The organism is Crocinitomix algicola (assembly GCF_001661595.2).
GTDB lineage: Bacteria > Bacteroidota > Bacteroidia > Flavobacteriales_D > Crocinitomicaceae > Crocinitomix > Crocinitomix algicola.
Window position 1 is genome coordinate 14431 of the sequence record NZ_LYPF02000015.1, and the last position, 25440, is coordinate 39870.

At 34.8% G+C, this 25440-nt stretch carries 21 protein-coding genes; 4 read left to right on the plus strand and 17 right to left on the minus strand.

Features of this window, described 5'->3' with window-relative positions; all coding sequences use genetic code 11:
• Positions 1 to 9 precede the first annotated feature (9 nt).
• From A8143_RS08990 to A8143_RS09000, 3 genes are all read left to right on the plus strand, one after another.
• Entirely contained in the window at positions 10 to 897 is an 888-nt protein-coding gene (locus tag A8143_RS08990) for a DUF4476 domain-containing protein (protein ID WP_070137863.1), read from the plus strand.
• Positions 898 to 899: 2 nt separating this feature from the next.
• Positions 900 to 1280, plus strand: a complete 381-nt coding sequence (locus tag A8143_RS08995; protein ID WP_070137864.1) for a DUF423 domain-containing protein — start codon at positions 900 to 902, stop codon at positions 1278 to 1280.
• An 84-nt stretch (positions 1281 to 1364) separates the two neighbouring features.
• Positions 1365 to 4817 (plus strand): T9SS type A sorting domain-containing protein, encoded by a 3453-nt coding sequence (locus A8143_RS09000; RefSeq protein WP_070137865.1) that lies wholly within the window; start codon positions 1365 to 1367, stop codon positions 4815 to 4817.
• 59 nt (positions 4818 to 4876) lie between these two features.
• Here the strand turns inward: A8143_RS09000 and A8143_RS09005 are convergent, their stop codons facing one another.
• The 17 genes from A8143_RS09005 to A8143_RS09085 form a co-directional block, all read right to left on the minus strand.
• Complete coding sequence (locus tag A8143_RS09005) at positions 4877 to 5614, minus strand: hypothetical protein (protein WP_083261304.1); 738 nt, start codon at positions 5612 to 5614, stop codon at positions 4877 to 4879.
• 95 nt (positions 5615 to 5709) lie between these two features.
• On the minus strand, positions 5710 to 6849 hold the full coding sequence (locus tag A8143_RS09010) for a cysteine desulfurase family protein (RefSeq protein ID WP_070137866.1): 1140 nt from the start codon (positions 6847 to 6849) through the stop codon (positions 5710 to 5712).
• Between the two features lie 132 nt (positions 6850 to 6981).
• A complete protein-coding gene (locus A8143_RS09015; protein ID WP_070137867.1) occupies positions 6982 to 8007 on the minus strand; it encodes a hypothetical protein in 1026 nt (341 codons plus the stop codon).
• 14 nt (positions 8008 to 8021) lie between these two features.
• Positions 8022 to 9788: a gliding motility-associated ABC transporter substrate-binding protein GldG gene (gene gldG / locus A8143_RS09020; RefSeq protein ID WP_175437524.1), complete on the minus strand. Its 1767-nt coding sequence runs from the start codon at positions 9786 to 9788 to the stop codon at positions 8022 to 8024.
• A gap of 2 nt (positions 9789 to 9790) precedes the next feature.
• On the minus strand, positions 9791 to 10522 hold the full coding sequence (gene gldF / locus A8143_RS09025) for a gliding motility-associated ABC transporter permease subunit GldF (RefSeq protein ID WP_070137869.1): 732 nt from the start codon (positions 10520 to 10522) through the stop codon (positions 9791 to 9793).
• A 173-nt stretch (positions 10523 to 10695) separates the two neighbouring features.
• Positions 10696 to 13068 (minus strand): CAP domain-containing protein, encoded by a 2373-nt coding sequence (locus A8143_RS09030; RefSeq protein WP_070137870.1) that lies wholly within the window; start codon positions 13066 to 13068, stop codon positions 10696 to 10698.
• Positions 13069 to 13563, minus strand: coding sequence for a hypothetical protein (locus A8143_RS09035; RefSeq protein ID WP_070138036.1), 495 nt, complete (start codon positions 13561 to 13563; stop codon positions 13069 to 13071).
• Positions 13553 to 14473 (minus strand): Ppx/GppA phosphatase family protein, encoded by a 921-nt coding sequence (locus A8143_RS09040; protein ID WP_070137871.1) that lies wholly within the window; start codon positions 14471 to 14473, stop codon positions 13553 to 13555. Before A8143_RS09040 ends, A8143_RS09035 begins: the two co-directional genes overlap by 11 nt.
• A gap of 9 nt (positions 14474 to 14482) precedes the next feature.
• Entirely contained in the window at positions 14483 to 15814 is a 1332-nt protein-coding gene (locus tag A8143_RS09045; RefSeq protein WP_070137872.1) for an ABC transporter permease, read from the minus strand.
• Complete coding sequence (locus tag A8143_RS09050; RefSeq protein WP_070137873.1) at positions 15807 to 16742, minus strand: ABC transporter ATP-binding protein; 936 nt, start codon at positions 16740 to 16742, stop codon at positions 15807 to 15809. The genes A8143_RS09045 and A8143_RS09050 overlap by 8 nt, the downstream gene beginning before the upstream one ends.
• A 126-nt stretch (positions 16743 to 16868) precedes the next feature.
• Positions 16869 to 18761: a sensor histidine kinase gene (locus tag A8143_RS09055; protein ID WP_070137874.1), complete on the minus strand. Its 1893-nt coding sequence runs from the start codon at positions 18759 to 18761 to the stop codon at positions 16869 to 16871.
• Between the two features lie 21 nt (positions 18762 to 18782).
• Entirely contained in the window at positions 18783 to 19193 is a 411-nt protein-coding gene (locus A8143_RS09060; RefSeq protein WP_070137875.1) for a response regulator, read from the minus strand.
• A gap of 190 nt (positions 19194 to 19383) precedes the next feature.
• Positions 19384 to 20220 carry an alpha/beta hydrolase gene (locus A8143_RS09065; RefSeq protein WP_070137876.1) on the minus strand — a complete coding sequence of 279 codons (837 nt, stop codon included), beginning with the start codon at positions 20218 to 20220 and terminating at the stop codon, positions 19384 to 19386.
• Between the two features lie 45 nt (positions 20221 to 20265).
• Positions 20266 to 20862, minus strand: coding sequence for a TetR/AcrR family transcriptional regulator (locus tag A8143_RS09070; protein ID WP_070137877.1), 597 nt, complete (start codon positions 20860 to 20862; stop codon positions 20266 to 20268).
• 37 nt (positions 20863 to 20899) lie between these two features.
• A complete protein-coding gene (locus tag A8143_RS09075; RefSeq protein ID WP_070137878.1) occupies positions 20900 to 22771 on the minus strand; it encodes an ABC-F family ATP-binding cassette domain-containing protein in 1872 nt (623 codons plus the stop codon).
• 1 nt (position 22772) lies between these two features.
• Entirely contained in the window at positions 22773 to 23270 is a 498-nt protein-coding gene (locus tag A8143_RS09080) for a DUF4293 domain-containing protein (RefSeq protein WP_083261306.1), read from the minus strand.
• A 49-nt stretch (positions 23271 to 23319) separates the two neighbouring features.
• Complete coding sequence (locus A8143_RS09085) at positions 23320 to 23904, minus strand: non-canonical purine NTP diphosphatase (protein ID WP_070137880.1); 585 nt, start codon at positions 23902 to 23904, stop codon at positions 23320 to 23322.
• Between the two features lie 88 nt (positions 23905 to 23992).
• On the opposite strand from A8143_RS09085, the gene A8143_RS09090 reads away from it, so the two are divergent.
• Positions 23993 to 25432: a lipopolysaccharide biosynthesis protein gene (locus A8143_RS09090; protein ID WP_070137881.1), complete on the plus strand. Its 1440-nt coding sequence runs from the start codon at positions 23993 to 23995 to the stop codon at positions 25430 to 25432.
• Positions 25433 to 25440: the final 8 nt, after the last annotated feature.

A 25440-nucleotide genomic window follows, 5' to 3' on the forward strand; every position in this document is an offset into this window, starting at 1 on the left:
TAAATTACAATGAAAACACATTTACTTACTTTAATTTTATTATTAACTTCATTCGGAGTCTTCGCTCAAAGAAGTGGTAATCTTACAATTTACTCAAATACTGGAAAAAAATTCTTTGTCGTCCTAAATGGCGTTCGTCAAAATGAGCAGGCTCAAACAAATGTCGCTATAAGTGGCCTGAAAGAACCTTGGTATCGTTGCCGAATAATTGCAGAAGACAATTCATTTGATTTAGAAAAAAATGTTGGTGTTAAGAAAGATTCGACCATTACGTATCGGGTAATCAAGAAACGTAGAAAGTATAAATTACGCTATTTTGCGGAAGCATCAAACGGAACCTATCAGCGACCAAATGACCAAATTCAAATCACTTATCACGAAGAGGAAGAAATTCTGTCAAATGATGATTCTGGAAATGGTTCAATAGAAATCAATGTCAATAATAATCAGACAAACACAAATCAAACAACAACAACGACAACCACAACAACAACTGTTAATGGTAGCACCGTTCACGAAGAAACTACTGTTGTTACAGAAACGCAGACATCCAATAACACCACTTATTTTGAAGATGAAGAAATGACAGTCTCAATCGAAGGTGGTTGTTCTATAACTGATGAACAATTCGAAGTTTTGCTCGTTCGAATAGAAAATGAATCATTCAGCGATGATAAACTTAAAATGGCCTTAGCTGCTGTTAAAAGCACCTGTTTTACCGTTGCTCAAATTAGAGCTTTAGCAGATCAGTTTAGCTTTTCAGACAATAAAATGACGTTAATTAAAGATGCCTATTTAAATTGCCTCAACCAAAGTGATTATTTAGAACTAAAAAGCGCCTTTTCTTTTTCAAGTGATCAAGAAGAATTGGAAAAGTTTATTGAATCGAAAAAATAAGCATGGATAAAAATATCACACTTGCAGGAGCGATTCTTATTTGTATTTCAATAATTCTTGGCGCCATGGCGGCTCACGGACTTGAAAGTTTAATTTCTGATCAACTTATAACAACCTTTGAAAAAGGTGTTAAGTATCAAATGTACGCAGGAATAGGATTACTCGCCGTAGGCTTATCAGCCGATAAATTGGCGTTTAAACCAAACGCTTTTTTTGCTTTAAACCTCATTGGTGTATTTTTATTTTCAGGAGGTATATACGCCTATACCTTCCATGAAATGTACGAAGGACTTAGAACCGCTGCCCTAATTGTACCTTTTGGAGGATTCGCCATGATTTTAGCATGGTTCATATTCATTATTCAAATCGTACGAAGAAGCTAAATAACTTTCCAAGAGTAGCGGATTAACGAATTGTTAAATCGTTTTAAACCGTATATATTTGTGTCTATCACATTAAAAATAGACATGAAAAAATTATTACTATTAACCTTAATCATTGGTTCAAACCTGATTTACGCTCAGGATACCACTTTCGTACAAACTTTTACGTACGATTCTATTTCAACAAGACGTGCAACATTCCCCTTTCCCGCTGACTTAGAGGGTAAAACATTTGAAAAAGTATTGATGTACTATAACATCAAGTGTGACCCTTTAACTCCATGGGACGGGTATAATTGTGGTGAATGGGACTATTTGGCTTATTCTCATATTTATGATCATTTAGGAACCTACGACTCCGTTGCAGTTGAAGGACCACGTTATAAAGTAAATGGCGAATCTCCAGACGTTATACCTTTTGTAAACGAAGCTTATTATAATTATCACCAAAATTACGAGAAGTTTATAACGTATTCTGCTGAATCGGATAATGACTACATGATAGGCATGGATGCTTTAACTTCAAACGCTCCTTTTGGCACCAACTCCGCTAATCAACGTACGCAAATATTATGGTTAAATTCCGAATTAAGCGATGCAGGTGTAAGTGCTGGAGAAATTGCTAAAATACGATTTGATGTTACCGATTTAGGTGAAGCCATGGGACATTTAACGGTAAAAATGAAGCATAGTGAAACATCAGAAATCACAGGTTTTGATGACGAGGAATGGATTATTGTCTATGACAGAAATACCAGTTTTGCAGCTGTGGGTAGTAATACATTAAACTTAACCTATCCTTTTGATTACGACGGAGCATCACATATTTTGATGGATATAAGTTTTAATAATGAAGAAGTATTGGGAGATGACAATAACGTGACTGCATCTGCAAGTGGTTTCAACAGTGTGATTAGTACCAACGAACAATTAGGATACCTCAACATTGAACCAGGTCAATGGGCACAGGTTGAATTGAGTGATTATGATTTTGAAGATCAAGTTACTATTTCATTTTGGTCCAATGGAAACGCCGACCACTTACCTGTTAACACCTCCGTATTAGAAGGAGTTGACAGTTTAAATAACCGGGTATTTAATATTCATTTCCCTTGGTCGAACAGCCGAATATATTGGGATATCGGAGCAGGATCAGGTTATGACAGAATTGATAAAGAAGCGACAGCGGCGGAATATGAGGATACTTGGAACCATTGGGCTTTTACAAAAGATGCCACTGCAGGTACATTATCGATATACAAAAATGGAACTTTATGGCACTCTGGAACAGATTTAACAAGGGCTGCAGGAATTATTAACCGATTAATCCTAGGTACTAACAAAAACTTTGATACAAATTGGGCTGGAAAATTGGATGAATTTAGAATTTGGGATGTTGCCTTAGACGCTTCTACTATTTCTGATTGGATGAATAAAAAATTAGATCCTTCTCACCCTAATTATTCAAACCTTGTGGTCTATTATGATTTTGATAACTCCCCTTTAATTCTAGACCGATCTGGCAACAATAGAGATGCTATGGCTAGCGCCACTAATATGATTCAATTTTACGATGGTTCAAATGTAGGAAGTACTATTTCAACAACGCGACCAAATATCACCTTTGTTCAAGGGACCTATGAGAGTGAACTTGATTCAATCTTGGTCATCGATTCAGTAATGGTAAAACCTATTTCTATTATGGAATTTGCGGTGGACGGAAGAAAGTTTGAAATTGTAGATGTATACCATAAGTTCCCAACAGGAACGAGTAAGACTTTTGATCATTTAGGAGATGAAATATCATCCACAGAAGTTACGGCTGATGGATCTTATGAAAATGAAACAATTGTTTATTATAACGAACCGTATGAGAACATCGTGCAGTACGAAATTGGACGATTTATAACGCCTTACGGAATTGGTTTTGATTTAGGTCCAAATGGTTTTACCTATGTTTATGATGTTACAGATTATCAATCATTATTAAAGGGAGATGTCGATTTTCAAGCGCATAATACGCAAGAGTTAATTGATATTAAATTTGTATTTGTAGAAGGTACACCACCTCGAGATGTCATTTCTTTAGAGCGATTATGGGATGGAAAGCAAAGTTACCTTTATAAAAACTTAGACGATGATGTTAACTTAACCGCTACAGAAGTTGAATTGGACGCAGCGGGTGAGATGTTTAAAGTGCGGTCAAGAATTACCGGCCATGGTCATAATGGTTCGAACAACTGTTGTGAATGGGGAGGTGGAAGAGATCATGAATTATACATCGATGGTGTATTACGCGATGAATGGGAAATTTGGCAAGAAGTAGAATGTGGAGAAAATCCGAATATTAGCCAAGGCGGAACATGGCCGTATGCCCGTGAAGGATGGTGTCCTGGAGATATTGTTGAGGAGCATGAGTTTGACATCACTCCATTTGTGACACCGGGAACCACCACAACAATTGATTACGATATAGAAGATGTGCCTGCGGGAGATCCAGACCAAGGTAACGGGAATTATGTTATTGCTATGCATATGGTAACCTACGGTGGAGCAAATTTTGACCTTGACGCAGCTGTAGTCGACGTATTAAATCCAAATGATTGGGAATACTACAAAAAATGGAATCCAACTTGTCAAAACCCGCGTGTGATTATTAAAAACACTGGAGCAACTACCTTAACCTCTGCACAAATTGATGTTTGGGTGGGAGGATTTGATAACGTTATCACTTTTGATTGGACAGGAGAATTGGCATTTTTAGAAGAGGAAGTAGTTGAAATACCAATTACGCCAGAATGGTGGCAAGATTTTGAAGGTAAACTTACATTCAGCGCTCAAATCAGAAATCCAAATTGGGGAGTTGATGAATATAGCAATAATAATGTTTACACTGTTAATTTTGAAGCTGCCCCTGTAATCAACGAACCGTTCTTTATTTGGTTTAAAACCAACAATAAAGCCTCAGAAAATAAGCTGTATTTAAGAGATGAGAACGGTGATATTGTTTTCTCGCGTGAGACATTAGAAAATGAAACTGAGTATAGAGACACAATGAATCTTCCAACCGGCTGTTACACGCTTGAACTAACAGATAGTGATCATGATGGTATTTCATTCTGGTATTCGGCAGCGGCTGAAGGAGAAACGGCTGGATACCTAAGGTTACGTCAGGTTGGTGGCGGAATGATTAAAACGTTTGACCCTGACTTTGGTGCCTATACTAGCTATTCGTTTTCCGTTGGATATGCTGTTGGAATTGATGAAGAAGAGGAGGTAAACTATAACCTTTCGGTTTATCCAAATCCTAACCAAGGGGAGTTTACTTTAACATTGGATAATTTCATTGGGGAAAATATTGCGCTAGAAATATACAATGAGCTTGGTGCAAATGTTTACAATGAAAATATTGGAAATATGAATGAAGTTGGATACTTACAAAAAAACATGGACTTAAGTTCACTCTCAGAAGGAGTTTATATCCTCAGAGTAATATCAGACAAAAAGTCGGTAACACGTCGTATTGTTATTCAATAGTGGACGACTTAAATTTTTACTAAAGATTAAAGGGGCTGTCTCAAAAGACAGCCTCTTTTTTATTTAAAATCTATATGGTAATGCTCATCATGCAAACTGTTTATTAAAGGAGATAAGGCTTTGGCAAAATAGATGTCTGTTTCTTTTAAAAGACGACCGTAGGAAGTAGCAAAAAGCTCATCTTTCAACTCTATTTTAATGATTACTTTTTCAATTCCACTACCCAATTTATTCGCATAATAATTTAATATTAAAATATGCTGCGCGATTAAGTTGAAATCAATTTCAATTTCCGGGTTACGAGCGTATCGGCCTTCATCACTAAATCTTATGTAATAATGAGCCGCACCCAATGTATCTAACCCATAATATGGTTTACCATTTCGTTTTTTCGGCATCATAAAATCAACGCTTTTACCATTTTGATGTGTGCGATGCGGAAAGAAATCTCCTCCTTTTTCATTTGAGCATTCCATTATACAAAAATACCTGTGGGGCATAAGTTTGTAGAGTGAATCATAAGAATTAAGCACAACAGTTCGAACCATACTATTTAAAAAAGCTCTCCCTTCTAAATAACTGTCGCGGTCAAAATAAATGAAATTCTCACCTTTATAAGGCATTAAGACACCATTAATCAAACCACCGTTACTCACCGAGCCAGTTGAAATACTCTCCGTTTCATTTGACATCTTACGCTGCATGTATTGAGCGATTTCTTGATCAACATTCAAACGGTCTTGTGAAAATGAATTAGCGCAACCAAACGCTATTATTGATAAAATAAATCGAATCATATTTAAAAATAGTTATTTTCATATAATCCGATAAGCAACGGTAATGCAACACAGGAAGAACTTCCTGAAAGCAAATTACTTTAAAAGAAATGATTTTATACTTCAGCCTCCACAGACTTCATGACAATTTCTTCCACTTTACTCAGCGTATAATCAATCTCCTCTTTGGTGGTATATCTACTAAATGAGAATCGCGCATTTGGTCGATTGGTATCTGCTTTGATTCCACGTAAAACATGAGAGCCCGTACTTGCCCCAGAAGTGCATGCACTTCCACCAGAACAAGCGATTCCAGCCAAATCTAATAAAAACAATAACATTGATTTATTTTCAAAAGGAGGAAAACAAACGTTAAGCACCGTATACAAACTTTTATTCGGATCAATTTCACCATGGAAATGAACATTTGGAATACGTGATTTCAATTCATCTATCATATACGATTTTAAATTTTGTACATGTTTTTGATGATCTAAAATATTTTCGTTAGCTAATTCTAAAGCTTTGGCTAAGCCAACTATTCCGATAATATTTTCAGTTCCCCCACGCATCCCTCGTTCCTGAGCACCACCGTGAATGATTGGCGAAATTTTCAAGTCTTTATTAACGTATAAAAAACCTATTCCTTTCGGTCCATGAAATTTATGTGCCGAACATGTTAAAAAATCAGCACCAAACTCATTAACATCTATCGTATAATGTCCCATTGTTTGGACGGTATCAGAATGAAAAAGTGCTTTGTATTGCTTGCATAATTTAGCCACTTGCTGATAATTAAGCAAAGTACCAATTTCATTATTAGCATGCATTAAGCTGACCAGTGTTTTACCGGGTTGGTTTAGCAATTCCTCTAAATGCGCTAAATCTACTTCACCTGTTGTTTTGAGGTTTACATAGTCTACTTTAAAAGATTGCTCACCTTCTAAGCAATGTCCCACTGCATGATGTTCTGTGCATGAAGAAATAATTCGTGTCACGCCTAAATCATCAACAGCACAACGAATAGCCATATTATCAGCTTCAGTTCCACCCGAAGTAAAAATTATCTCTTTCGATTCGGCTTGAATTAACTTGGCAATTTTTCTTCTCGCCACTTCAATCACCCCTTTAGCATCTCTTCCAAAAGCATGAGTTGAGGATGGGTTACCATAATGATTTTCCATTACATCTGTAATCTCCTTTATCACTTCAGGAGCCATTGGCGTGGTTGCTGCATTATCCAAGTATACTTTCATTAGCTTCAATTTTAAAACAAAAACGAATCCTCATTTTTGGACAGCAAATTTAATCATTTATTCCCAAAGCCACAAAGAGCGCTTCATCGGACATGAAACGCTCTGTAAACTTGTGATTTACCTTCAGCTGAATTAAGAAGGTTTTGTAAAATGTTGAATATTTTGTAATAGGTGACCGAAAACGAAATACTGTCCAACCACAACTGTACCATCATTGAGTACCACCCAAACACGATCTTGATCAAACTCTAATAACTCACCGTCTAATCCATATTTCTCGATTTGATATTTCCTTTTATAAATATCAACTCTATTCAATTCGTTTTTATCGTTTAAAACCTCAATTTTATAAAAAGGGTTCTCCGACTTCATTGAATCGATATGCGCTTCGGTTAATTCATAATTATAATGTTCAAAATGAATTTTTCTAAAGTTAAGAATATAGTTTCTCACCTTTGCAGTATCAAAATTTGTTAATTCAACCTCATTGCTGAATAATTTAAATGTATTATCATCTTGAGCGACAATTTTAAAATTTTGGTCACTCGAGTCTGGTAATTCGACATTGATAGACGCAATTTCTAGCGGATCATATTGAAAAACCTCTGTACATTTATACAATAAAGGATCAGCAACAAACCGTGTACTTAGGTTTCCATACATATTGGGCAAATGCATAATAAAAGGCTCTGGAGATTTACCAACGCCTTCAACCTTTAATAACATATGCGTACCATATTGATCTTTGGTAGGGTCACCAACATACCAAGTTTTCGTCAATTTTCCATGTTGAAAAATCTCTAATTTAGTATGGTGGGCTGCTATCGTTTTATTAATATTTTCAATAGCATTTTCAGAAACCGGTCCTTTTACCTTAATATATTTAATTGTTTCTAACATGGTTTGAACCAAATGTTGTTGTATGCAATCACCTGCTTCACTAACCCACTTACCGCCTTCTTTTAAGACGGTGATTCCTTCGCTACCTTCCGTATCAGAAATAACTAATTTATCAATTGTCGATGTATCACTAATAGCAAAGTCCGATAACGCTTCGCTTGATAATCTACTACTACCTTCGCTATTTGCTAGGGTATATGCAAGATAACCTAACCCAGCTACTGCAAGTATGATAATAATCGTTTTTATATTTTTCATGGTAAACTGCTTTTTTACGCTTTAGTTCTCGCGTATTTTCTTTTTCGACTAACTATCTGGAATGTCGCTAGTAAGATGATACATATTAAAGGAAAAGCAATGTTAATTACTTTCCACATTTCTTTAGATTGCGCAACCTTCTCTTCATTTAACCCTCTAATTGTTATTGATTTTGCCCGAATATCGATCAAGGAAAAATCAGCCAACATGTAGTCTACACAGTTTAAAAAGAACTCTTTGTTTCCGTAACGATATTTCGGAGTACCATTCGGATTCATAACTCCAAAAATGTCATATTTCAAAGGTATTGGACGAAACATCCTTTTGCCATTTTCCACTCTCGAGTCCACTTCATTCCTGATAATATCACCATCGGCAACAACCAACATTTTATTTGGTTCACTTTTAAATTTTGTTTTAAAGTCGGGAGAGTTGAGGAACGAATCGTCAATTCTATTTTCAAAAACCGAAGTAAACTCCCCTTCTAACATTAAAGCCACCGGATACTCCCCTTTTCCTTGTGTTTGATTAAAATTTGGTTCGATGTTGATAATTCCATAGTTAATTCTTGACGGCGCCTTAAACTCTTGTGCATTAAGCGAAGAACGCAAAAGAACTGTTTTTTCTACGGCCTTATCTTCTAAATTAACAGGATCAACAGAACTAGTATATTCGGCTTTTATAGGATCAAGGCTTCTTGTAATCAGATGATTTTCACGTTGAAGAAGCGGATAAAAATACCAAGGTGCGGTTCCCGAAGCAAGACCTGGAATAGCAAGCGGTGCACATGACTGGTCAAGAATTGTATTACTATTCAACCTTGCACCATACTTAAAGAGCATGTCCTTCTCAATATTAAGGTTGGCTGATATACCGTAAGTTTCACCTGTAAAATAAAGAGAATCTCGATTCACATCAATGGGATCTACAAACCAAAGCACTCGACCACCGTTCATGACAAACTGATCGATTACAAATTTATCTTTTTCAGAAAATGGTTTTTTAGGTTGCGCAATTACCAAGGCATCAATATCATCTAATGCTTTAATTTGACCGTTGATCTCAACATCTTCAATCAAATAATAACGATTTAAACCTGCTCGTACATCGCCAGTTTGATAAAAATCCAATTCACCATGACCTCCAAGGAACCCTACGGTTTTTTTATCATCAGCAGTTACGCGTCGAATTGCGCTGATCAGTTGATATTCTATATTATTTATCGTTCCTTCGGCCAGTCCTCGAGTGTCTTCATTACTACCGATAAATTGTTTTTGGAAAAATTGAATTTGATCGACCGTTGAGCCTTTATATTCAATTTTAGCGCCTGGCCATACAATCATTGAGGTCTTGGCTCCCGATTCTATAATCTCTATATCTGTCGGCATTATACCATTGCCCTCATCGTAAAGTTTTTTTTGTACCTCTAGGTTATAATCTTCATCATCTTCACCGTTTGGGTCGATAAACTCATATTGTATTTTATCTCCTGCGTAAACGCTGAATTCATCCAATTTTTCTTGAATGGCGTTTCTAATTTTCATGAAATCTGCTGGCAGATCACCATCCAAATATATTTTAAAGAAGATTCGATCTTTAATTCTCGTTTCATCCTGTAATAATTGAATGGTGTTTTCGGATAAGGAATGTCGATTATCCTCCGTTAAATCAAATCGCCCAAAAAAGAATGACAAAATAAAATTAGCCAAAAGAATAATGGCAAAAATTCCAATAAAGTTTATGATATCTCTTTTACCGCTATTTACTTTTTTCTCAGTCATATTTACCATTTTCTAGATTGAAGAACAAGTTTAGTTGCAAGAATAAAAACAACCGTTAGACTTATGAAATATGTGATGTCACGGGTATCAAGAACTCCTTTTTGTATGGATTCATAATGTTCCATTATTCCGAGATTTCTTAAAATTAAATCTAAACCTCCGAACTGACTGAAAACGGCAAGTAAATCTAAGCCCATGAATAAAAACCATGATAAAAATAGAGAAAGCACAAAAGCCACGATTTGACTATCGCTAATGCTGGAGGTAAAAACTCCTACTGAAACAAGACTTGCACCTACAAAAAACAATCCAATATAGGATGTTATCGTAGCTCCATCATCAATAATTCCGACTGGCTCACCTAATTGATAAACCGTAAAATAATAAATCAATGTAGGTAAAATAGAAATCAATACCAAGGTTACGCCAGCGAGGTATTTAGCAAGTATAATTGTTAAATCCGATATTGGTCGAGTAAACAATAATTCAATTGTTCCCGTTCTTTTTTCTTCGGCGAAGGACCGCATTGTTATGGCAGGTATTAAGATGATAAGAATGATAGGGCTAATACCAAAAAATGCCTGTAAATCCGCTGTTCCACCATCCAAAATATTTGTTTCATAAGCAAATACCCACAAAAACAAACTGTTCAATATCAAAAATATACCGATAAAGATATATCCGATGATTGAACTTAAAAAACTTCTTAATTCTTTTAAATAAAGTGCTTTCATTCTTTATTGTCGCTTTCTAACTAGTCAATTAAAAATGTAAAGGTCAAAAATAGTAGTTTTAAAAGGCATTATCACTTAAAAAACATTAAAATTATCAATATTTAAATCTGTCTAGCTCTAACTGTTATTTAATAAGTGAACAACGTTTTTTCTTCGAATAATTACAAAAATCTTTATTTTTCAGCGCAGTTTTGACAAAACAATTCAGCAATCTCTTGTTTGGCCAAGCCTCCTACCCCCATTTCATTCCATTTAAACAGCATACAGAACTCTTCGGGGTAATCTTCAGCTAAATTTTTGATGACATTTTTAATTTTTTTCCACTCTTTTTCTACTTCAAATTGCTGTAAAAAATAACCTAATTTCAAATATTGCTTGTACAGTTTGGGGAATTCTCCTGAACGCCGTGCAAACTTCGAAAGCAAGACATACGGTTCGGCAGTGTATCCCCAATCAATCAGGTATTGACAGATAAGGTAGGTAGGCTTAAGATCAAATTTTAGATCGATGACAAATTCCATTATCGAGTCTATCACTTGCTCTGGTTTGGATTGGAAATTTTCGACAGCATGAATCATGTGTAAACATTCTATCCATCCGACTTGTCTTTTTGCTCGCTCATTTGCTAAAATAGCTTGTTTATTCCCGTATTTTATATTATTATTTTGATTAAAGAGGTTGAAAAGCAATGCATACTCCAGGTACATTGCATCAGATTTAATTGCTCCTACCTTTTTAAGACGATTTAAGTCCTCGCTTATCACTGTTTTTTGATTGAGATGCAATCCTAAAACGAATTGATAATAAATTAATTTCTGAAATTTTTCTTCTTCCGGAAATGAAATCTTTAGCAATTCCTCTCCACTATCTGACACCCCATTTATTGCCCGATTTGCCAAAATTAAATAAAGTGGAGCTGCTTCATTCACTCTGTTTTCGGCTATTAAATCGTTTATTCTTTCAACCGACAGTCCATAGAATCCTTCTTCAACTTTATATTCATCTTTAAAAACAATTTTAACAGTAGAATAACGGGACTGATCAAGGATTTTCGCAATTTCTTTATCATCTTTATTATCATTGGCGAACATCCGAAGGGTATCATTTGATATTTCAGTTGCATCAACATATCCCGCAGCAACAAGACCGGACTTAAAATCATCGAAATTTTCGTAAAACTTATTCTCAAAAAGAATCTCTGGATAATACCTTTTTAAGTAATTTTCAATAATCCCTCCTCTTCTAAGAATTAATTTACGATTCGATTTTAAATTTCCTTCAATAGACGCGACACCTGTAAAGAAAATTTGTTCAATCTGGTGTTTGTCCCTTACCAAACTATCCATTATGGTTATTAGAGGCCTAAAAATGCTCGTATCTTCATCTGTTTGATTCCTCTCGAAACTAATCTGAGTGACTACTGAATCAACAATAGTCAACACTTTATTTTCACTTAGGCTCGCTTTTGGTAATTGAAAATATTCTTTCGGCTTAAAGTGATCCGGGGTAACAAAAACTGTACTGGTTTGCATGCATTGTTTTTGTCGCTTCATCAGATGAAAATCAACTTGAAAAAATGAATCCGCGAAAGCCGGTTTAGTTCCAATAAAAACCTTAACTAGATTAGGTGAAGGATGTATGTCATTCATTAATACCTCTCTTTTTGTAAGGTAACCGATGTAATAACCGTTGTGGTAAAGTGAATTATGGAAACTTGGTTTACCACCACAATCGAACTGTTCATGATGCAAAACATCAAAAGTTAATTGACCATTGGCTTTAAAGACTTTATTGAGATTATTTTTTTTAGCGTTGAATAGATATTTTTCTTTCTTTTTTCGGTAAAATCTACCTTTACGATAATAATTGGTATTCCAATAAAAAATAGAATCATTAGAGACAGAATACCATCCTAATGAAACCTCATCATTATAAATTTTTTCTTTGACTTGTTTACAGTTTAGACATTCTCCCCCTTCTTTAACACTTAAATTCCCTCCTTTTATAAATTCATATTGTTCAACGAATGGTTTGGACCCAAAAACTTGGCAGGTAAAAAGCGTTCCGTCTTGAAGTCTGAATTCGTGAGCAATGTTGGCATATTTAGCTTCTAGTAGATTTTCTTTGTGACCTCTTGATTTGGACCAGTCTTTGACCATATCTTTGGCAAGACGCTCATAAGTCAACCTGTTTTTTGACTTTTTCACGGCTCTTGCTAGGTCAAATGCCATGACATTTTCCCCCACTGCATTATGAGACCCTCCGTAATAAAGTACTCTTTTATAAGGCGATCCTTTTAGTTTAGATTTTTGTCCATGTCCTATTTGTTGCTTATCAGCCATGTAATTTGCCTGATCTTTTGCAGCTTTTGCCAAGATTTCGTCATTCACTAAAGTGTCAAGTCTTTTACGTGCTCGAAATTTATTAACCTCTGCTCTCAAATACTCAGCGAGTAATTCTTCATTGAAAGATTTCAGGTCAACCTTTTCATTCTGTCCATAACTTAAAACTGGAATGAGCAACCATATGAACAGGATCTTCTTCATCTAAACCAATTCGAATAGATTTGTGTGCCAACTGTATTTTACTTCACTTCTCCATTTACGGTCAAACTCCCCCTTATCCGCAACCAAATTATTGAAGACGACGGTTTCTTTATTCACCTCATTTACTCTAACCAGTTCTTTAAATTTTTCCATAGAAACCAATTGTAAACCACCATTATCATCCTCATAACTAATTGCCAAACGGTTGAAAAAATCAATTTTCAAATCCGCCCCAAGCTCCTTGATAACCTTAGTGAGACTATCAATTGAACAACCACTGGCTGGACTTTGGGATTCATCCACGCCAATTACAATAAATAGGTTTTTCTCCACTGTGTAACCGCCATAAAGTTGATTACCATGGGCTGCCCATTGCGGTATAAAACTGTTGAGTACATTAGAAATTGTATCGACTTCTGATTCGGTTAAAAAGCGATCTGCCTGAAAAATCCATACTCGTGCGTGATCAGGAAGAGTTGCTAAGCTATTTTGCATTGTCATTTTTATTAATTCCTATTGTTTCACTTATTACCCCTTCTTTCAGGGAATAAGGTGAAATCATTATTTTTTGGATGTTCAATTTACGAATAATCCATCGAATTTTAATGGCCGCAATGGGTGCCATTTTTTTTCGGATTGGAATAATCCGTGTATCTGCTTCGCGTTGAGATAATGTAGAGTGGATGATACGGTCTAACACCTTCATCAGTTCTTCTTTATTCAATTGCACATATTGATGAGCTGGGTATGGTTGATCATTTAGTATCTCAAAGAAAGTTTCAAAAGATCCGCTTGCACCAATTAGCTGTTCTACAGATACCCCATCGAAAAAATGACCTACGCCAGCATTTAAATAATCTTCAATAAAATTAATATCCTCTTGAGAGTATGGATCTTGAAAATTACGAGATTGATAAATTCTTGCTGCTCCAATTTCAAAACTAGCCGTTTCTTTCAGACGATGTTTATCCCCAAGAATAAACTCAGTACTACCACCACCAATATCCATTATAATAAAAGGTTCTTGGACATCTAATCCAAGTGTAACACCTTGGTAAATCAATTCTGCTTCTCGCTGACCTGAAACCACCTCTATATCAAGATTTAATTGTGCTTTTACCTTTTGTATAAATTGTTCGCTATTTGTAGCGTTTCGAATAGCGGAGGTACCAAAAGCGACAATTTGTTTCACCGATAGTTCATCACATTTTTGCACATAATTTGTTAATGTGTCCAGTCCTCGCTGTTGAGCTTCAGGTGCGATTCTATTTTCATTGATGCCTCCTAACCCCAATCCAACACCAACTTTCGTGGCATACACTTCTTTGTGTTGACACCCTTCATAATCAACCACCAAAAGATTAAACGTATTGGTTCCTAAATCGATAACTGCTAAACGGTTCACTTTATACTTTTAATAGCGTAGCCATTTAAAAATTTCCTTCCAAGAAGCTTTTTTACCATACATTAATATTCCTGTTCGATAAATTTTGGCTGCACCTACTAAAATTACAAAAATTGTTGCAGCTAAAATCGTCAAAGAGAGAATTAATTCCCAAATAGAAACTGTTCCTGCAGCGATGCGTTGTAACATAATTATTGGTGAAGAAAACGGGATTTGTGAAAACCAAATTGCGGCTGGACCTCCTGGATTAGAAATTACCATCACCCCAATTAAATAAGAGAACATTAATGGTAACATAACGGGCATCATTACTTGTTGAGAGTCAGTTTCCGAATCTACAGCAGAACCAATTACAGCAAATAGTCCTCCATAAAAAAGGTATCCTCCAATAAAATATATAACAAACAAACTAATTAAAGTACCCCATGGTATACCTTGATAAATTAAATAAATAAGTTCACTATCTTTTAAAGACTGTGCGGCTTGTTGATCAAGTAAATCATTTTGAGTACCATTGGCTGGCCCCATCATTTCAGCAAAAACGGCAGGATCCATGACATCCTGAAAGGCGAAAAATCGCATAAAAACTAATCCCACCCCAATAATTGCAATCCAAATTGCAAACTGAGTTAATCCCACTAAACCAATACCTATAATTTTACCCATCATGAGTTGCAGTGGCTTAACTGAAGAGACTAATATTTCTACTACTCGACTTGTTTTTTCCTCAATAACTCCACGCATAACTTGACTCGCATAGGTTATTATAAAAATGAAAATAAATATTGAGAAGATAAAACCTACAATTTGAGCAGGTGTAGTGTCTTGAATATTTGGATCGATATTTTCGAGTTTAAAGTTAAACTCTTGCCTTATCCGACGATACTCACTCAAAGTAATTCCTTGATCCAATGCAAAATATTCTTCCAAACGCAATTCAATTCTATTTCGAATATAATGTTCGGTATTCGCGCTAATCTTTTCGCGATACAATCCTTTAATTGCCTTATTCGTAATAACCTCCGGCTGAATACCAATTAATAAATCATATCGTTGATACCTGTCTGCCACTTGGAATTCATCCTCGGCAATAACATCATTTACGAAATAAAATTCAGCAGGAGCATTTACTGTATCTGTTATAAAAATTTTGCCATCACAAAGATTACCCGGATCTGAAATTAGTACATTCACTTTTTTCGTCTCTTGGATACTCATCCACATGGCTAAAAAGCCCAATGCACCAATTAAAAGTGGAACCAGAACTGTAATTACTAAAAATGATTTTTTACGAACGCGTGAGCCGTATTCTCGCTTAATAATCAAACCAATCTTACTCATTGTTGCCTCCTTTCTTTTCTTGAATTGCTTGAATAAAAATTTCGTTCATGGATGGTAACACTTCATTGACTGACTCAATATCAACTACAGGCATTACAGTTTTTAACAAATCATTCAACGAATTGCCTTTCAGCAACTTTACATGCGCAATTGCTCTATCCTCGTCTATTTGCTCTGAATGTTCAAGACTATAACCTGCAAAAAGAGCATTTGCAAAGCCAAACATCATTCCTTTAAATTGAATGGCATAGGTATGCGAACGAAAGCTTTCTTTTACTGTTGAAAGTTCCCCGTTTAATACTAATTTGGACTGATTGATTAATGCGATAGAGTCACAAATTTCCTCCACACTATTCATGTTATGAGTTGAAAGTAAAATTGATGTCCCTTTAGCCTTTAACTCCATAATTTCGTTCCTAATTATTTGCGCGTTAATGGGGTCAAAACCACTAAAGGGTTCGTCCAAAATTAATAGTTCAGGTTCATGCAATACCGTACTTATGAATTGTATTTTTTGTGCCATCCCTTTCGAGAGCTCTTCCACTTTTTTATTGTACCATGAAGTAATTTCAAATTTTTCAAACCAAACGTTGATTCTTTTTTTTGCTTCGTGTTTTGATAATCCTTTTAGACGAGCAAAATACAAAACCTGGTCATAGACCTTCATCTTTTTATAAAGCCCTCTTTCTTCTGGCAGGTAACCAATTTTACCAATATCGTCCCTTTGAATTAGTTTTCCGTCTAAATAAACTTTGCCTTTATCAGGACCAATAATTTGATTTATAATTCGAATTAAGGTTGTTTTACCGGCGCCATTAGGGCCTAATAATCCAAAGATCTCTCCCTTTTTTGTACTTATCGATATATCATCCAATGCTTTATGCCCTGCATATTCTTTTTGGATATTTTCAACACGTAATACTTCCATATCTAGAAAATAATTTTGCGGTCAAAATTATTGAACCGACCAAACAGTAAAGTTAAATGAAAAGTAATGAATCCGGATTAGCGCAATCATGAATTGTTCACAGAAAACATTTAATAGGTTTTAATGTTAAGTGGTTGGAATTTGAATAATCATTTCAATACCTTTACCTGGGGCGCTATTCAATTGAACAATCCCGTTATAATTCAAAACAATACGATTTAAAACATATAAACCAACACCTGTCCCTTCTTCATCTACTGATGCGTCCCCTCTCTCGAAAGGGCGAAATATTTTATGACCATATTTCTCCATATTTATGCCGCGTCCATTATCTCTGTAAATAATTTTTACATTATCATCAATTTCAGAAAAGGTAACTGTTGCTGTTGGAGACTGGTTTGAATACTTAATTGTATTTGTAAAGAGGTTGAGAAAAATACTCTCGAAGGCTTTAGGGTGAATTTTAAAATGAGTTAATTCATCACAAATGATATTAACCGAGATTTGATTTTCTAAACTATTCAACTTTACAATACTGTTCAACTCTTCTTTTACGTCAAGTTTTACTTGATTTTCTTTATTCTGAAGGTAATTTATACTTCCGATGGACAAAAAACTTTTTACCGTACTTGCTCCATTTTCAGCAACAGACTCTAGACGATTAATGATATCTTTCACTTTTTCCGAATCACCCAATTCATTATACTTTCGGATCATTTTAGTCATGGCAAGGGTATTATTTAACACTGTTTTTAAATCGTGATTGACGTGATAATTGAATGCGTCTAGAGATTCGTTTAGCGCAGTTAGTTGTTCATTTTTTCGGTGTAATGAAGTATTTAAAATTTGACCTTGTTTTTGTAGTCCAGTAAGACGTTGACCCAAGGCATGAGAAAAAATCATTGCTTCCATCAAATACCCGAAGTAGGATAAATTTCGCGTATAAGCGTTATAGGGCAAAAATCCGTTGTAAGAAGCAACATAGGCCAATGCTCCAGTAATTAGAAAAGACCAACCAAAGCAATACAAACGCGCTTTTTTTTCTCCTCGCAGAAGTAAACGATAAGCAAAAAATAAACATCCAACAAAATAGAGAACAGCAAAAACTTGGAAAATATTAGCGATATACGGTAGAGGTACAATGACGTTTAAAACACCAAAAGCGAGGAAAATAAATATAAAAACGAGGATGAAATAATAAAAAGTGGCATCTGCATTTTTTAAATCGAAATAGTTTATTGTAAAGATACCAGCACTGGCAAACAAAGACCAAAGCCAAATGTCTAAATAATTATAGGAAATATTTGGTCCTAAGAAATACTCAATTACCGGATAATGGTTTAAGTAAGTACCTACCAAAACTGCAGCAATTAAGTACACACTGTATGATAAGTACACTGAACTTTTTGTAGAAAGGTAGATAAAAAAATTATACAGAAAAAAGACTAAAAAAGCCCCTATTGTAAAGACACTAAAGTAATCATAAGCTTCGCGATTACTCATTATCTTTGGCAAAGTACCGATGAAAATGGGTACTTCAAAATTGATATTAGTTTTTACGGCAATTAAAATATTCAATGTTTCATTTTCATCTGCTGATGCGATACGCTCTACAAAAGTAAATCCATTGGTCGCTCTTAATTCATCCGACCGCATACTACCACCAATTACAGAATCAATTAAAACAAAATTTTCATCAAATCGGTAGAGCTCAATATAAGTTAAAATTGCATTACTAACATCTATCCAAACTTCCTCATTCAATTCGTTCTTAATCGAAAAATAGAACCAATACTTACCTACACTAGCCCTGTCTACAAACAATTCTTGTTCTGAAACATTAAATTCTTTGAGATTATTCAAAATTGATTCATAAGTGTGCTCCTCATGGACATCTTGTAAGTAATTTAACCCTTCTCCCAAAAAGTACACTTCGTTTTTATTCAATCTGATTTCTTCGGCTTTTACAACTATTGAAAAGCCAAAAATCAAAAGCAGAAGCTGAATTGTTTTAATCATGGATTGATTTAAATAAACAAGCTATCCTACAACAAAATATGCTTGAATAGTTTTCAGTAATACGTTTTTTTCTAAAGGCTTATTCAAAAACTCTTTGGCCATTTCTTGCTGATCAAAAGCCTGTATGTCTTTGTGGTGTTGACTAGATGTCAAAATAAAAACATGCGTTTTAGCCTTTTCTCCATTCAATTTTTCCTCTAAATTTTTAATGAATTCGAATCCACTCATGTCCGGCATTCGAATATCTAAAAGGATTACATCTGGCAATTTTTTATTTTCAATTAGAAGGCGAAATAAATTTTGGAGTGCTTCAGCAGCTGTTGTAAAAATTGTTACGGATTTCGTGAAGTTAAACTCTCGTAACAAATCATCTGTGTAATAATTATTCACATCCGAATCATCAATAATATAGAAGTCTAGCTTTTTTTTCATTGTTGGTTGCTGAAAAATAAAACAACATAATTAGTACTTACGTTAATGCATGTTGTTTAGATTTCAAGTCGTTTCATTTAAATAAAATAAAGTTGCCGAACTGAATATTAAAGACTTAATAAGCAGTGTTTTTTGACAAATATCGACAATTATTTGATTATGTTTTGGCAAATGCTAGAATCCTTTTTTTCTATTCCTTCATAAAAGAAAGGCATTTATCAATCACTTCGTCGTTCCATAACATTTTATAATGCCCAATTCGCTCAAAAGTCTCTAGATGGGTAGAGGGGATTTGTTTTATAATTTCGAGAGAATTGGAATAATCCAAAACTCTATCGTGCTTGTCGTGAATAATAAAGAGTTTATTGTACGAAGCCTGCTCCAAATTATTTGCTACCGTGACATCGTTTAAATCCTTACCGAGGATCTTTTCAACTCGCTCAACTAAATGTTTGTAGGATTTTTTATTAATCCCTATCATTTTTTGAAAAGAATTAAAAATCTTCTCAATTCGATTTGGATTGGTAAGAAAAACAATTTTATCCGCCTTAAGACTTGTATTAGCTAAACAAATAGCTGTAACTGCCGAGCCAAATGAATGACTTATAGTTGAAAAATTTTCCTTTAAATCATAGGCCTTTAAAACCGCCTCCATTGCCAAACTACAAGCTACTAAATTAGTTTTATCATTTTGATCAAATGCATGGCCGGGTAGATTAAATAACAAAACTTGATAACCTTCATCCACCATTTTGAAAGCTATTTTACTCATGCTACCCGCATTCGAATCCCAACCATGTACTAAAACGATAATGGGATTTGAGATGTCTCCAAGGCAATAGGTGTCAATTGTGCCGACTACCGAATCAATTTTTTTATGAAGCGCACTTTTATAAAAGGCTTCCTCACGCGGTCTAATGTCCTTCTTTCGCACCTTTTGAAACAAATTAAAACTGGTATTGGCAGCAGATTTCGGTGCTAAAGAGGAATATAGACCAAAGTAGGTTTTGAGTAATTTTTCGTTCATCTTTGTTTCGTTTATACCAAGTGGTATATTTTTGAGTAAATTTTTTTAGCTTCTGAGTTCATTATCAATCAGCTTATCTATTGCATCCATCATTTCTTGGATATAAGTATCATCATTCATTGTAACTGTCAAAAAAACGGAACCTTCGATTGCTGCAAATATTCGTTTAGCGTAATGTTTTGCATCAATTTCTGCTTTGATTTCCCCTTGTTCTTGACCTTTAAAAATCATTTTTTCGATATAAAATTGAAGTCGTTCAACCACCTCTTGAACTTTAGACAGCATGTTTGAGTTTTGATGGTTAGCGTCTACCCCAATATTAATAATTGGGCATCCCCCTATATCAATCGTATAGTGCCTGTATTTACGATAAAAACCAATCAATCCTTTTAATTGTTCAATTGGAGAAGATATAGACGAAAGTTCAACCTTGATACGATTCACAACGGTATCAACATTATGCTTAAACGCAGCAAAGGCAAGTTCTTCTTTGTTTTTAAAATTGCCATAAATTGCCCCTTTAGTCAAACCTGTTGCATTGGTAATTGCGGACATTGACGTACCATTATAACCACTTTTATTAAAAAGGGGAGCAACTCGCTCAATTATAAAATGTGTTGTTGCCTCTGATTTACTTGCCATGATACAAAGTTAATAAAAAAATACCGATTGGTATATTTTATTTGTATTCTGCTAACTCTAGCCAACGAAACTCTTTTTCTTCGATTAAATTTGCAACTTCATTGAGTCTCATTGCAGTCTTACTGGCTTCATCTCCGTTTAATTCACCAGAATTCAACTTATTGGTTAATTCATCACGCTCCAGTTCTAATTTTTCAATCTCCTTTTCTAACCCATCAAATTCGACCTGTTCTTTGTACGACAATTTAACTTTAGGTTTATTGGACGGTACCTGAACGGTTTTTTCTTGACTTTTTTGTGCCTTTTGAACCTCTTTCTCTTTTTTACTTTCTTCTTTAAGGTAAGAGCGATAAGCGGTATAATTCCCAATAATATCCTTTACCTCACCATCTCCTTTAAAATAAAAAGTATGATCGACTAATTTATCTAAGAAATAACGATCATGAGAAACGATGATTAAACAACCTTGAAATTGTTCGAGATAATCTTCAAGTACCCCAAGAATGAATATATCTAAATCATTCGTAGGCTCATCCAAAATCAAAAAGTTTGGATTTTTCATTAGAATTGTCATTAAGTAAAGTCGTTTTTTTTCTCCTCCACTTAATTTTTCGACATCCATATAATGCATGGATCTTGGAAACAAAAATTTTTCAAGAAACTGCGCTGCAGACATTCTGTTCCCTTTCTCTAAAGGGATGTATTCTGCGATATCAGTGATGACTTCAAGGACCTTTTTTCCAGGTTTGAAGTTAGCTCCGCTTTGATGATAATAGCCAAGTACAACAGTATCGCCAACCGTTATTTTTCCTTTTGAAGGCGCTTCGTTACCCGTCAACATATTCAAAAAAGTAGACTTTCCTGTACCGTTGGCTCCAACAATACCGAGTTTCTCTCCTTTTTTAAAGCCATAATCCATATGGTTGATTATTTTTTTATCGTCAAACCATTTACCCAAACTATGTAATTCAATAATTTTAGAACCAAGCCGAGACATTTGAACCTTAATTTCCAGTTCATCTTTCTTTACCCTTTGACTAGCTGTTGCCTTTAAATCACCGAATGCATCAACACGCGCTTTTTGCTTTGTTCCTCTCGCTTTTGGTTGTCTTCTAATCCAATCCAACTCCGTGCGCATCAAATTTTTTGCCTTATCAATTGTCGCTTGCAGCATTTCTTGACGTTCGGCCTTTTTCTCTAAATAAAAAGAGAAATTTCCATTGTATCGGTAGATTTGTTGATCTTCTAACTCAAAAATCGAGGTACAGACAACTTCTAAAAAATACCGGTCATGGGTTACCATTATTATGGCAGATTTAGAGTTAGAAAGATAAGTTTCAAGCCACTCTATCATGTCCAAATCCAGATGGTTTGTAGGCTCATCAAGAATCATCAAATCTGGCTCATTGATCAATATTTTAGCCAGCGCCACCCGCTTTTTTTGACCACCGGAAAGTTCTCCAATTTTCTTTGATGAATCATCCAACTTTAACTGGGACAAGATCGTATTTACCTTAACCTCATAATCCCATGCGTTGGTAATATTCATCTGCTCAAATGCCTGCTCATAGAAACTCGTATCCGTGGGGTTTAATAAGGCCTTATTATACGCTTTTATCGCTTTATTTTCAGCCGTTTCCGTTCCCAATACCTCCTCAAAAATGTTTTGCTGAGGATTAAAATTTTCAGTTTGCTCGAGATAATCAACACGAATATCATTTCGATAAACAATCCTTCCACTATCCTCGGTTCCATCTCCACAAAGAATTTTGAGTAAAGTTGACTTTCCATTGCCATTTTTAGCAACGATTGCAACCTTTTCACCTTTATCTACACCAAATGTTAAATCTTCAAACAATACTCTCTCTCCAAAAGATTTGGTCAGGTTTTCTACAGACAAATAATTCATGTTATCTCAGTCGATTTAAAGAGTTCACTAAATTTTCATCTCTTTTAATTCCACGAATGGCAAGAAAAATAAACGCAACTGGAGGGATTAAAAAGAAGAAACCTGTATCCATTAAGAAGACAATTTTGGCATTTTCATATACGCCATCACTTAAACCATCCATTACAAATGGCTCTCCAAAAAAATAAAAAGTATAAATACCAAGCACTAATAAAACATGTAAAATCAAATTAATCCGTGTAATCATTAATTGGCGTGGCCTTTTTTTATAGAGTAAAATACAAGCAATTGACAGAAGTGCAAGCAGAATATATACATAAAAAAGAGGTAATTCAGTGACCAAATTTTGACCGGAAACAATTCCGTCTTTAGTTAATAGTGCTTTAATCGTTTCAGTATCAGGCTGACTTAATTCGATTGAAAAAACGGGAAAAAACAGCAGCATAGTCATGCAAATAAATGCAAGTAATAAATAGATCGATTGAATCCGTTGTATCATAGTGTGAGATTTGTTATGCAAATATACAACCTAAGTAGGTAGCGTTAATTCACAGTTGATAATTCTTTTTTAAAAAATCGACGAGCTTCTGTATCGCTTTGCCGCGATGTGATATTTTATTTTTTTCGGTAAGCGTCATTTCCGAAAAAGTTTGCTCATAACCATTAGGCTGAAAGATTGGATCGTAGCCAAATCCTTCACTTCCCGACTTAGATTCTGTAATTACGCCTTCAGCAATTCCTTCAAACAAATGCGATTCTCCATTAACAACAAGTGAAATGACCGTTCTAAACCTCGCTTTTCTGTTCGTTTGCCCTTTTAACCGTTCGAGCAAAAGATCCATATTGTCATTCGAGTCTTTTTGCAAACCTGCGTACCTTGCTGAAAGGACTCCGGGTTCACCTTTTAAAGCTTCCACTTCTAAACCGGTATCATCCGCAAAACAATCCACTTGAAAATGCTCTACCACATAATTGGATTTTAGTATTGCATTGCCTTCTAATGTCGGTGCCGTTTCAGGTATATCATCTTGGCAATTTATTTCAGATAAAGTTTTTATCCGAATTGTATTTGGAAGCATTTTTTGAATTTCTAATGCTTTATTTTTGTTTTGCGTTGCAAATATTAATTCCATAACTATTGGCTTTCATCATATTCTGAGATAATTGATCACTTAAGCAATGCTTTCTCTATATTTGTGCAAAAATAGAGGTTTAAATTAAATGCTAAAAGACTTACTAAAAGAAGGAGGACTTTATACTGTTGCAAATTTAGTAACCAAAGGAGTGAGTCTTTTGTTGATACCTTTTTATGCTGACTATTTTACCCAAGCCGAATATGGTATTATTTCAATGTTAGGTATTGCGGGGGCGGTAAGTGCTGCATTTTTTTCTTTTCAGATTTATCAAGGTGTAGGTAGATTTATCTCACCCAAGGAAACAAGTTTTGTTGAAAAAAAGCGAATCGGTTCGACCGGCTTTTGGTTTACTGTACTCAGTTACCTCGTATTCGTTGCCTTAGCATATTTGTTTAAAAACCCAATAATAGATTTACTTTCTGAGGACGAAAGAATTCCTGAAAAAGCATACCTATACAGCATTTTAGCAATTGCATTAAGCGGAGCAGTAAACGCACTAAACGTACAGTTAAAATTCCTTCGAAAAACAAAAGCATTTTCACTGACCACATTTTTATTCGCATTTATAAATATATTACTCATCTTATACTTTGCATTTGTATGTGGCTATAGAGTTGAAAGTATTTATTTAGCAACAATTTGTTCGAGTCCTTTATTATTGCTCTTACAATTCTATTTTTTAAAAGAGTATATAGTACTTTATTTAGGGAAATCAGAGTTGAAAAAGCTTCTGCAATTTAGCATACCTTTGATTCCTGCTGCACTGGCTTATCTTGTATTAAATATGACGGATCGTTTTTTCATTAAAGAAATGGAACAATCACTCGCCCAAGTTGGAATTTATGAGATGGCCTTTAAGTTTTCAAGTATTGTATCACTTGTATTATTATCCTTTCAATCTGCTCTTGCACCAATTATTTTTGAACAACATGCGGAAAAGTCAACCAAATTAGAACTTGGCAGAATGCTCAGGTTGTTTATTGGAATAGGTACGATAAGCGCTTTGTTACTCTCTTTCTTTTCATTTGAAACCTTGTATCTTTTTACAAACGAACAATACTATGATGCCCGCATTGTTATGCCATTGTTCTATCTTACAGTTATCATTACGGGACTTGGCATGTTCTCTCCGGGAATACACCTAAAGAACAAAACAAAAATTTTTCCTATTGCTGTGGGTATATCGGCTGTATTGAACTTCGCTCTTAACTTTTACCTTGTCCCCAAACTAGGTATTTTAGGAGCGGCAATCGCAACATTGATTAGTACACTTTTTAATAATTTAGTATTGTTTATAATTTCTCAACGTTTGTACAAACTGCCTTTTGAATTAAATAAAACAGTATTACTTCTTTTAGTTTTTACGATATTTTTTCTAGCTGGGAATTATTTCTTGGAGTCATTCCCTTCAAATTATAGCATTCAATTAATTACAAAATGTAGTGGAATTCTTATCTATACGTTTATCGTTTCTCGCATGAATTTCATTAATTTTGGTGAAATAAAGGCACTTTTAAAAAAATAGTAACAGTT